Here is a 10,646-nt window from a genome sequence, read left to right as displayed (position 1 = left end):
TCATCTCGATCCTTTCGTGGCTATCCGACGGCCGGCGGGGTTCCCCACGTTTCGACGACCTCACCGAGGTGACGAAGCATCACGTAGCGGTAGTCCTGCTCGGTCGCCTTCGCCGTGGACTCCGCATACGCAGCCCGCGCACCGTCTTCGTCACCTTCGTAAACGGTAGTGGGCACCGAAGGGATGCCCGGGTTGGTGGGGTCTTCCGGCTCGCCGATCTGGACGCTCCACGAATTGTCAGCCACGGATCCAGGCTACGGGCTTAGTGTGGTCGTTAAGACGAACCCGCGCTTCACGTAGGACTGACCGATGACCATCGACGACGAGCCCGTTACCACGCTCGAGGACCTTCGGGGTGACCTGGCGCAGCGCTACCGGTGGACACCGACCAGCGGCAGTTCGGTCGAGAGCGCGGTCGTCGAGGCCGACATGGCGGCGCTCGACCGCGACGGATACGTCATCTGGGAAAACCTGCTCAGCGATGAGCAATGCCGCCAGATCCGTGACGAGGTCCGCCCCTGGCTGGGACATACCGGACGGAACTCGTTCGAGGGCCGGCGCACCCAGCGCATCTACAGCGTGTTGAGCAGAACCCGGGTGTGCGATCGCTTGGTCGACAATCCCCGGGTGCTGGCGGTGCTGGATCGCTTGCTGATGCCCAACTATCTGCTCTCGGCGTTGCAGGCGATCAACATTCAGCCCGGCGAGTCCACCCAGCTGCCGCACCACGACGACGGGTTCTACCCCGTTCCGCGGCCGCGCGCACCCCTGGCGGCGGCTACGATCTGGGCCATCGACGACTTCACCGCCGACAACGGCGCGACGGTCCTCTATCCCGGGAGCCACCGCTGGGGCAAGCGCCGACCGGGCCCGGACGACGAGGCAATGCCCGTCGTGATGCCCGCCGGATCGTGCGTCCTCTTCGTGGGCACGCTGTGGCATGGCGGCGGCGCAAACACTTCAGTGAGCGATCGGCTGGCCGTCACCGCGCAATACTGCGAGCCGTGGCTACGGCCGATGGAGGCCTTCAGCCTGTCGGTGTCACGTGACATCGCCCGATCGGTCTCCGACGACATTCGCCGCATGCTCGGCTACAGCATTCATCCGCCATTTGTCGGCGCGGTCGACGGGCTGCATCCGCTGCGGTTGCTCGACGCCGATCAGTAGCTTGGCTGATTCGGTGTTCGATGCGCTCGATCACGTCATTCTCGCCGTGCGTGACCTCGACGACGCCACGCGCCGTTACCGCACGCTGTTGTCCTGCAACCCGTCGTGGCGCGGCGCGCATCCGGGCTGGGGTACGGCCAATACCCTGTTCCGGCTATCCAACACCTACCTCGAGCTGATCAGCCCACACGGCGACGGACCGCTCGGACACACGGTCGCGGCCCAGCTGGACCGCCGGGGCGAGGGCCCGATCGGGCTTGCGTTCGCTACGTCCGACATCGAAGCCGCGCACGCGCAGCTCGAAGCCAATGGCTTTGAGCCGCCCGCGGTTTCACCCGGATTGGGCCGCGGCACGAATACCGGGCAGGAGCGGCGGTGGCGCAGCGTGCTGTTACCGGAAATGCGTACCCGCGGCGTGCTGATCATCGCGATCCAACACCAGAACCCGGAGGCTCTTCCCGATGCCGAGCCCGTCGGATCCACGGATGCTATTGTCACCGGCCTCGACCACGCCGTGGTGCAGACCGCCGATGCTGATGCCGCGATCGCCCTGTACCGCGACGGACTCGGCCTGCGTCTCGCGCTCGATCGCAGCTTCCCGGACTGGGGCATGCGACTGGTCTTCCTGCGGGTTGGTCGGGTGACCGTCGAGCTTGCCCAACCCCTCCGCGACACCGGCGGTGCGACCGACATCGATCTGCTTTGGGGACTGTCGTGGCGGGTGCCGGACGCCGAGGCCGTCCGGACCCGGCTCGCCGCCGCCGGGCTCGACGTCTCCGAGGTCCGCCCGGGTCGCAAGCCCGGCACGCGCGTGCTCAGTGTGAAGGACGGGACCTGTGGCGTACCGACCCTGCTGATCGAGCCCGCGCTTGAGCAGCGATGACTTCTGTGCGCCCGGACGGTCAGTACAGCTATGACTCAGAAACGAATGGCCGCCACGACCACCGTCAACGCCCCGGCCGACGTGATCTTCGGTGTGCTCGCGGACCCGGGCACACACGCGGCGATCGACGGCACCGGATGGGTGCGCGAACCCGTCGATGCGCCACTGCTGACGGCGCCCGGGCAAATCTTCCGGATGGCGATGTACCACGATGACCACCCCAACAAGCACTACGAGATGGTCAACAGGGTTGTCGTTTTCGATCCGCCCAGCGCCATCGCCTGGGAGCCGGGACAAGACGCCGCCACACCCGGCACAGTGCTGAAGTCGGCAAGCGGCGAGTGCCTCGCGTTCGGGGGCTGGATCTGGCGATACGACCTAGAGGCGGTGGACCCGTCGACGACCGAGGTCGTGTTGAGCTACGACTGGTCGGCCGTGCCGCCGGAATACCGCGACATCGAGTTCCCACCCTTCGAGCGCGAGCATCTGGATAATTCGCTGCGTAACCTGGCCCGGCTGGCCGTGCGCGCCGCGTCGGCTAGTGCCGTGCCCGCCTCGTAGCGACACTGTCGTTGCCGGCAGTCCGCACGAGTTCGCCCAGCCGAGCCGCATGCCGGCTTGCCGGTAGGTTGGACGCTTGTGAGGTGGCGCGGTGCCATGATGACGGTCGGCCTGGCGGCGGCCGTCACGCTGGTGCAGTGCTCCCCCGCGACGCCACCTCGCGCGGTGACGTCGCCGCCGCCGTCGTCGAGTGCGACCCCGTCGCCGAATCCGACCCCGTCGAGTACCGCTGCAGCGCAGGCGCCGCCGGCGGCAGTGCAGCCGGTCACTGCCGCCGAACTCGGCACGACCTGGCAGCCGGGTTGTCCCGTCGAGCCGGATCAGCTGCGGCGCGTGGACATCGATTACGTCAGCTTCGACGGCCAGACTCACCGCGGCCAGTTGGTGGTGAACGAAGCCTTGGTTACCGATGTCATCGCGATCTTCGAGCAACTGCGCCAGATCGGCTATCCCGTCGACAAGATGCAGACTGTCGACCACTACTCGGACGCGGACGACGAGCTGTCCATGGAGGACAACAACACTTCTGCGTTCAATTGCCGACAGATCCCCGGAACCACCGAGTGGTCACCACACGCTTACGGCCGCGCTATCGATATCAACCCCTTGATCAATCCGTGCCTGTATGTCACCGGGTATTTCGAACCGCGCAACGCCGCGGCCTACCTGGACCGCAGCCGCACGGATCCCGGGCTCATCCACACTGGCGACCCGGCCGAACGTGCCTTCTCCGATCGGGGCTGGCAGTGGGGTGGGGGCTGGAAGACCCCGGATTACCAGCATTTCGAGCGGATGTGAGAGCCCCTACAGCCCCAGGGCCCGCGCCGTCACCGTCGCCACTTCGCCCCGCAGATCCGACATCGGCGGACTGCCGCGGGTGTGAATCGAGTTGGCCAACAAGACGATATAGGTATCCGAGGCCGGGTCGATCCAGATCGAGGTTCCGGTGAAGCCGGTGTGACCGAAACCGCCGACGGGGAAGACCGCACCCCGTACCCCCGAGAGCGGGGTATCGATGTCCCAGCCGAAGCCGCGCAGATTCTGGCCGGGGATCGCCGGATAGCGTGGCGCGAGTAGCGGATCCCGGGTATTCGGTCTCTTCGCGACGGCTTCCCTGGTCGCGTTGTTCGCCGCCTCAACCTGGGTAGCCGTGTGTCCAGGCTGCTGCGGAGTGGTCATCAGTTCCAACGTCGTTTGCAGCAACGGGAATTGACTCGGACGTCCAGCCAGCCGGTCCAGCAGCGCTTGCGCGAAGATGCCGACATCCTGCGCCGTCGAGAACACGCCCGCATGCCCGGCCACGCCGCCCATCCGTCGCGCCGTCGTGTCATGGACGGTGCCCCACAGCAGATGGTCGAGGTCGGGGTTCTTGCCTGGGTCGGCTCTGCCCTCTTCGTCACGTGCTGTCGGGGCGATGCGGGGTAACAGGTCGGTGTTCCAGCTGCCGGCGGGACAAGCCGATGGTGCGCCGCCGCCGTTCGATGTCGGCGCCCACCCGACTGCGGCGCCTCGAACCGTATGTGGCCCACACGCTTTCGCTACCGGAAGATAACGGGTCTCGGTCATGCCTAGCGGCGCGAAGACGTGTTCGGCTACGTAGACGTCTTCGGCCACGCCGGTGAGCTTCTCGACGAGCGCGCCGAGCAGGATGAAATTGATGTCGGAGTAGCGGAACACCTCGCCCGGACCCGACTCCAACGGTGTGGTTAGCGCCCGGTGTATGCCTTCGGCTTTGTCGGGCCGGTCCAGGCCCCACGGATCTTTCAGTTCGACGTCCCCCGTCTCACCGGAGGTGTGGGTGAGCAGCATGCGAACGGTGACCTTGGCTCGGCGCGGATCGTTGGCCGGGTTGAAGTCGGGCAGATACTGCTGCACCGGATCGTCGAATTGCACCATGCCTTGTTCGTAGAGCTGCATGACCGCGGTCGCCGTGCCGAGAATCTTTGTCAGCGAAGCCAAGTCGAAGATGGTGTCTTCGGTCATCGGGTCTGCCGGCGCGGGTGAACCGTCCAGCCCGGGTTCACTGGCAAGCCGGCGTGCGCCGTAGGCGTGGTGGAACGCGATCTCGCCATGATGTCCGACCAGCACGACCGCGCCCGGCAGCTTGTTCGCCGCGATCGCATCGGTGATCAGTTTGCCGAGCGGCGCGAACGCGGGTGGGGTGGGTTCTTCCGGCAGCTTGGAAATGGTTGCGGTGCTGGGGGTTGCGACGGGCGGCGGCTGGGTCGTCTGACTCACCGGCGGCGGTGCTTTTTGGTCGTGACCGCAGGCCGCAACCAAGGTGAGTAGCACCGTCGCCACGGCAAGGCCTTTTCGTATCACCGCGAACGCTCCATGACGGCTTCGCGAACCCGGCCGTTGGTCTCCTTCAGCCGTACCGCGGCCTGCTCGGCGTCGATGCCGGCCAGCAGCGCGACGATCGCGGTCTTGGCGTGACCGCCCGCGGCGGCAAGCGTCGCGGCCGCGGTCTGCTCGTCGACCCCGGCCGCATCGCGGACGATCCGCACCGTACGGCGGCGCAGCTTGGCGTTGGTCGCGCGCACGTCGACCATTCGCGGTCCGTAGGCCTTGCCGAGGGCGATCATGACGCTGGTCGAGATCGCGTTCAGCACAACCTTTTGCGCGGTTCCCGCGGTCAGCCGGGTGGAACCGGCCAGCACCTCCGGACCGGTCAACAGCTCGATCACCACGTCCGCCGACGCCTCGCTGCGCGGGTTGTTGACGATCGCGACGGTCAATGCCCCCACCGCGCGGGCGTAGTCGAGCGCTCCCAGCACGTACAGTGTGCGTCCCGACGCGGTGATCCCGACCAGCGCGTCGGCTTCGGTCAGGTCGGCCAGATCGGCGGGATCGAACACGTCCTCCGCGCCGTCGATCGCCTGAGTCAGCGCGGCGGGCCCGCCGGCGATGACGCCGCGCACGACGTCGGTATTGAACGTCGGCCCGCATTCGGCCGCGTCGAGCACACCGAGCCGGCCGGGAGTGCCGGCACCGGCATAGATCAACCGGCCGCCCCGCTCCAGCCGCGCGACGATCGCCTCGGCGGCGGCCGTGATGCCGGGCAATGCGGCCGCCACCGCGCCGTGTGCCTCTCCCTCGGCGGCGACGAGTAAGGCGACCACTTCACCGATCGGGCGGGTGTCGAGGTCGTGCAGTTCGGGCCGTACGGCCTCGGTGGGAAGTGCGTCGAGGCGGTTGTCGGTGGCCGTCGCCTGCACCCGGATCAAATGCGGCTCGTGGATGACCCCTAGCCGCAGGGTGCCCTGGAGCGCATCGCCGACGGGCGGCACAAAATCGATGTGCGTTCGCAACGCGGGTACGTCGGCGAGCCCGCCGACCAGCGCCACCGGATGATCACCGACCGCCCGGGCGGTTGCGCCAAGTGCCTCGGCGGCGGCGCTCACAATGTCCGATGCAACGCGATCACCTTGTGCGGCAAGCACATCGGGTGCGAATGAGGCGAGGGTGGCCGCGTCGGCGAACTGGCCCGGCCAGGTCTGCGGCGGTCCGAACCGGGCGCACGCTGCATCCAGTAGGGCGGTGGACGGTCCGCGGCCATCATGGGCTCGCAGCGCCGCACGCAACCCGGCCGCGCCGATCCAGGCGCCGCCGCCTTCGTCGCCCAGCCAGGATCCCCAGCCGTCCGCGGTGCGCAGCGCGCCGTCCGAGTCGATTGCGAGCGCGACGACACCGGTGCCCACGATCAGCACCGCGCCCGGTTTCCCGTCGAGCGCGCCGGCGTGCGCGATGACGGCGTCACTGGTCACAGTGACCCGCTGTGCCCGCAATGACCCGAGCAGCGCCTCCCCCAGTGCGCGTGCCGCGTCCGGCGCGGCCAAAGCGCCGGCGGCCCCCACGACCACCTCCTCTACCGGGCCAAAGTCCTTGACCAAAGCCAAGATTGCTGTTTGCGCGGCCCGGAGTCCACCCGGTGTCGCGAGACCTGGCGCACCGGGACCCTGTGCCTTCCAGCCACCGGCCGCGACACGACACGCAGTCTTGCCGAGATCGATGGAGAGGATCACCGCACCCATGGTTGCAGAAGCCGTTCGCCGAGACTGAAGTTCTGCAGGCCTCTACTCGCACTTCCGCTACAGATGTGCAGTCTCGACGCGATCAGGCCGCGATACCTAGTTCCTGGTTGATCTGGTGCCAATATGCGGGACCGTCCAAGGTGAGAATGAGCCAGTCGTGGATCTGGCCGTTGGCCAATACGAAGCTGAGCGGAGCATTGGCGAGCGCGGCGTTTGCCTTCAACACGAGGGCGTCCGGCGAGAGAATGTCCAGATTGCCCGTGTAGACCGTCGTCGGCGGCAGTCCGGCGAACGATCCATGTATCGGGCTCACCCAGGGATTATTGATGGCCAAGCCGCCCGCCCACTGTTGGCCGAATATTTTCGCCAGCCCAACGGGCAGCAACGGATCCTGAACGAACGCGATATTCGGGTTGGTCATGGACAAGTCGAGCCACGGCGACAGCAGGACCATCCGCGATGGCATTTGCGCACCGTCGATCACCATCTGCTGAACGGCGGCCAGCGCAAGATTGCCCCCCGCGGAGTCTCCGATGACGCTGACATTCGGTGTGCCGTACAGCGCGGTCTGCGAGGCGACGAAGTTGGCCATCATCGGCACGACCAGCCCGGCCGTGCCCCCTTCTTGGAGCAACGGATAGATCGGCACTTGAATGGTCGCGCCGGTTTGGTAGGCCATCACCGAATAGTGAATCCAGTGCAGGAAGGACGGCGGGAAAATGAAGGCGCCGCCGTGAATTGCGACCACCTGCTCACCAGTGGCATTCATCGGCGTGATGTGCACAACGCTCATCGTTCCGCCGGTAGGACTGCTATACGTGCTGTACGAGACCGTCTCGCCAAGAAGCAGATTCAATAACGGCGGCGGGGAATTGCCGAGAAACCAGGACAACGGCGGAATGTCGCTGGCCAGTAGTTGCAAAACCGGGTTGCCCGGCGTCGCGATATACCCATCCAGTCCCGACAGACTCAACAGCGGCTTGACCGGGTAGAGCAAAGCCTCTTCGAACCGTGTGATCAACGACGGCGTGCCGGTGAATGTCCCTGGCTGGTTCGCCGGAATGGGTGGTGCGGCCGGCGCACCAAAAATGGTGGTGAAGATGTCGTTGGCGATCCGGTTGAAGCCGGTGACCAGTTCATTGGGAACCTGCGCAAGCTCTTGTTCGAAGAGGGCGACGGTCTCCTCGAAGGTCTGCAGCGGAGCGGCGCTGGCCGCCTCGGCGGCAGCATATGCCCCGCTCGCATTGGTCAGAGCCTGGACGAAGCGCTGGTTGAACGACGCGACCTGCGCGCTGAGCGCCTGGTAGCCCTCGCCGTGCGCGGAGAACAGGGCCGCGATGGCAGCGGACACCTCGTCTTCGGCCGCGGCGAGCAAGCCGGTCGTTGGGGCCGCCGCGGCGGAGTTGGCGGCACCGATAGCCGCTGCGACGTCCGCCGCGTCGGCGGCCACCGCGGTAACCCACTCCGGCACCACCATCAACGACATAGGAACTCTCCCCTCCATCACGTTTCCCCGTATGTCGTCCCCAGCGGATGCCGAGGTCGCAGACCCTAACGAAATCTATCGCTGCGCCCGTTCGATCGTGAGCGGAATTACAGAAACGGGGCCCGTCCCTGCCGTCACCGGCGGATTCGCTACCAGACCGTGCCGGTTTGTAGGCTTTCGGGCATGCCGTTGAACAACGGTGAGGTCTTCGCTGGCTACGTGATTCAGCGCTTACTCGGCACTGGCGGTATGAGCGAGGTCTATCTCGCCCAGCATCCGCGCCTGCCTCGTCAGGACGCGCTGAAGATTCTGTCCCTGGCCTCCGCGGAGGATCAGGAGTTTCGTGCGCGGTTCATTCGCGAAGCCGAGCTGGCTGCGACGCTGTGGCATCCCCATATCGTCGGCGTCCTCGACCGTGGCGAGTTCAACGGCCGGCTGTGGATCTCGATGGAGTACGTCGACGGCGCCGACGCGGGCCGGTTGGTGCGAGAGCGGCACCCTCGCGGCCTGGCGGAACAGGACGTCTTCGAGATCGTGACCGCGGTAGCCGATGCGCTCGACTTCGGTCATGATCGCCGGCTGCTGCATCGAGACGTCAAGCCGGAGAACATCCTGGTGACCGCGGCCGACGGCCACCGGCGCCGGGTGTTGTTGACCGATTTCGGCATCGCCCGCAAGATCGACGACGTCAGCAACCTGACCGAGGCCAACGTCGCCGTCGGGACCATCAGCTATGTGGCGCCCGAGCAGCTTCTCGGCAAGTCGCTGGACGGCCGAGCGGACCAGTACGCGCTCGCGGCCACTACATATTTTCTGCTCACCGGCGCGCCGCCGTTCCAGGACTCCAATCGCGCCGTCGTACTCACTCACCACCTGAACTCGCCGCCCCCGCGGATATCGGAGCGCCGGCCCGAGCTCGCCCATCTGGACGCCGTGCTGATCAAGGCGCTGGCGAAAGACCCCAGCCAGCGGTACCCGACCTGTGCGGATTTCGCTCAATCGCTGACGCAACAGGCCCCCAAGCCGGCGGGCGGCGCAGGTCAACGTCCGGCCACGCAGCGTCTTGAGCGGATTGTGGTCCACGGGACCGCACGCGGCGTCCAGCGCAGCGCAGTCACCACGGACCAGCAGGTCGGGACGCTGTCGTTCCACCTGGTTCCGTATGACGAACTGGACAACCGGCGGGCGCATGTCCCGGTCCAGATTCAGACCGATCTCGTCACCGGTCAGCTCGAAGACGGCGATGAGGTCGAAGTCAGCGGCTTCTGGGACGGGGACACCCTCGACGCCGACAAGGTCGTCAATCTCTCGCTCGGTGCTCGTCCGAAGCAGCGCCGGGCACCGGCTGAACCGCCGCCGGCCGTAGCATCGGCACCTCCGCCGGCACCCGCGCCGGCCCCGCCCGCACCCGCACCTGCACCTGCACCTGCACCTGCACCTGCACCTGCACCTGCACCGAAACGCAAAGCGGCACGCATCGCCGCGGTGGCCGCCGCGGTCATAGCGGTAATCGTGCTGACCGCGGGCGCAGTTCTGTACTTCACCAAGGGCGCGGGCAACCCGACGCGCCCTGGACCAATCGTCAAGCCGGTGAGCGCAACCGTGTTCTCCCCGGACGGCGCCCCCGACAATCCGCAGGACGCCAAGTTGGCCATCGACGGCGACCCCGACTCCGGGTGGTCCACCGTCACCTACCGCGACGCGGAGCCCTTTCCGAGATTCATCCAGGGCATGGGCCTGTTGCTGCACCTGCCCGAACCGACCGCGCTGAGCGTGGTGACGCTCAACGTGTCCAGCACCGGCACCGAGGTGCAAATCCGCTCATCAGCCACGGATAACCCAGCAAAGTTGTCCGACACCACCGAGTTGGCTCCCACCGCTTCGCTGGAGCCGGGTAAGAACCGCATCACGATAAATAACCGGACCAAGACGTCGAATGTGCTGGTGTGGATTTCCAAACTCGGTACCACCAATGGCGAAAGCCGCACGAAAGTTTCGGATATCACTCTGCAGGCTGCTGGATAAGCAGACCGGTCCTGCCGAGTTTAGGAGTTTCGCAAATCGGCTGTAGCGCTACACCTTCGTGGATATGCTCCGCAAGATGCAGGTAGCAACCGAAAGTCTGATCACCGCGGCACGGGACCTCGCAGCAATCGGGTCCGATCTGAATTCCGCCCAACTTCAAGCGGCGGCTCCCACCACGAACATCGCCAGCGCCGGAATCGACGAGATATCCACCGCGGTCGCGGGACTGTTCGGCTCACACGCCCAGGAATTCCAGGCCGTGGCCGGGCGGGCAGCGGCGTTCCACGACCAGTTCATCCAGAAATTGACCGGCGGCGCGAACGCCTACGCGAGTGCCGAGGCGGAAAATCTCGCGGTGTTGTCGGCGGGGGGCGCCCCCCCCGCCCCCCCCCCCCCCCCACGGGTGTTTGGTGGGGGGGGGGGGGGGGGGGTGGACGCCGGGCATTTTCGCCGGCGGGTGGGGGTGGGGGCGGCCGCCCGGCGCCCCCCA

General features: G+C 66.7%; 10 protein-coding genes and 1 pseudogene. 6 read left to right on the top strand and 5 right to left on the bottom strand.

What is annotated here, in order from left to right:
• Positions 1 to 20: 20 nt before the first annotated feature.
• Positions 21 to 245 carry a hypothetical protein gene (locus tag A9X01_RS18580; protein WP_065122160.1) on the bottom strand — a complete coding sequence of 75 codons (225 nt, stop codon included), beginning with the start codon at positions 243 to 245 and terminating at the stop codon, positions 21 to 23.
• Positions 246 to 309: 64 nt separating this feature from the next.
• On the opposite strand from A9X01_RS18580, the gene A9X01_RS18575 reads away from it, so the two are divergent.
• From A9X01_RS18575 to A9X01_RS18560, 4 genes are all read left to right on the top strand, one after another.
• Positions 310 to 1,167, top strand: a complete 858-nt coding sequence (locus A9X01_RS18575; protein ID WP_065122159.1) for a phytanoyl-CoA dioxygenase family protein — start codon at positions 310 to 312, stop codon at positions 1,165 to 1,167.
• 1 nt (position 1,168) lies between these two features.
• Positions 1,169 to 2,050 (top strand): VOC family protein, encoded by an 882-nt coding sequence (locus A9X01_RS18570; protein WP_253849182.1) that lies wholly within the window; start codon positions 1,169 to 1,171, stop codon positions 2,048 to 2,050.
• Between the two features lie 30 nt (positions 2,051 to 2,080).
• Positions 2,081 to 2,611: an SRPBCC family protein gene (locus A9X01_RS18565; RefSeq protein WP_065122158.1), complete on the top strand. Its 531-nt coding sequence runs from the start codon at positions 2,081 to 2,083 to the stop codon at positions 2,609 to 2,611.
• Positions 2,612 to 2,707: 96 nt separating this feature from the next.
• The gene (locus A9X01_RS18560; protein ID WP_065122157.1) at positions 2,708 to 3,409 is read left to right on the top strand and encodes a M15 family metallopeptidase; all 702 of its coding nucleotides are present in this window, start codon (positions 2,708 to 2,710) and stop codon (positions 3,407 to 3,409) included.
• Between the two features lie 6 nt (positions 3,410 to 3,415).
• Here A9X01_RS18560 and A9X01_RS18555 read toward each other — a convergent pair whose 3' ends face one another.
• From A9X01_RS18555 to lipY, 4 genes and pseudogenes are all read right to left on the bottom strand, one after another.
• Entirely contained in the window at positions 3,416 to 4,930 is a 1,515-nt protein-coding gene (locus A9X01_RS18555) for a serine hydrolase domain-containing protein (protein WP_081282461.1), read from the bottom strand.
• Positions 4,930 to 5,829: an N-acetylmuramic acid 6-phosphate etherase gene (locus A9X01_RS32260; RefSeq protein WP_436405284.1), complete on the bottom strand. Its 900-nt coding sequence runs from the start codon at positions 5,827 to 5,829 to the stop codon at positions 4,930 to 4,932. The genes A9X01_RS18555 and A9X01_RS32260 overlap by 1 nt, the downstream gene beginning before the upstream one ends.
• Positions 5,830 to 5,940: 111 nt before the next feature.
• Positions 5,941 to 6,645 (bottom strand): annotated as a pseudogene (locus A9X01_RS32255) (BadF/BadG/BcrA/BcrD ATPase family protein); the annotation flags it as partial.
• Positions 6,646 to 6,727: 82 nt separating this feature from the next.
• Positions 6,728 to 8,131, bottom strand: a complete 1,404-nt coding sequence (lipY, locus tag A9X01_RS18545) for a triacylglycerol lipase LipY (RefSeq protein ID WP_065122155.1) — start codon at positions 8,129 to 8,131, stop codon at positions 6,728 to 6,730.
• 183 nt (positions 8,132 to 8,314) lie between these two features.
• Between lipY and A9X01_RS18540 the strand changes: the two genes are divergently transcribed.
• Together A9X01_RS18540 and A9X01_RS18535 are read left to right on the top strand one after the other, a co-directional pair.
• A complete protein-coding gene (locus A9X01_RS18540) occupies positions 8,315 to 10,156 on the top strand; it encodes a serine/threonine-protein kinase (protein WP_065122154.1) in 1,842 nt (613 codons plus the stop codon).
• Positions 10,157 to 10,232: 76 nt separating this feature from the next.
• A partial coding sequence (locus A9X01_RS18535) for a PE family protein (protein WP_172832560.1) occupies positions 10,233 to 10,646 on the top strand: 414 nt, incomplete at its 3' end.

The sequence above is a fragment of the Mycobacterium asiaticum genome (assembly GCF_001668675.1).
GTDB lineage: Bacteria > Actinomycetota > Actinomycetes > Mycobacteriales > Mycobacteriaceae > Mycobacterium > Mycobacterium asiaticum_D.
Note: the sequence above shows the minus strand (reverse complement) of the source record. Positions and strands in the feature narration are given on the sequence as shown.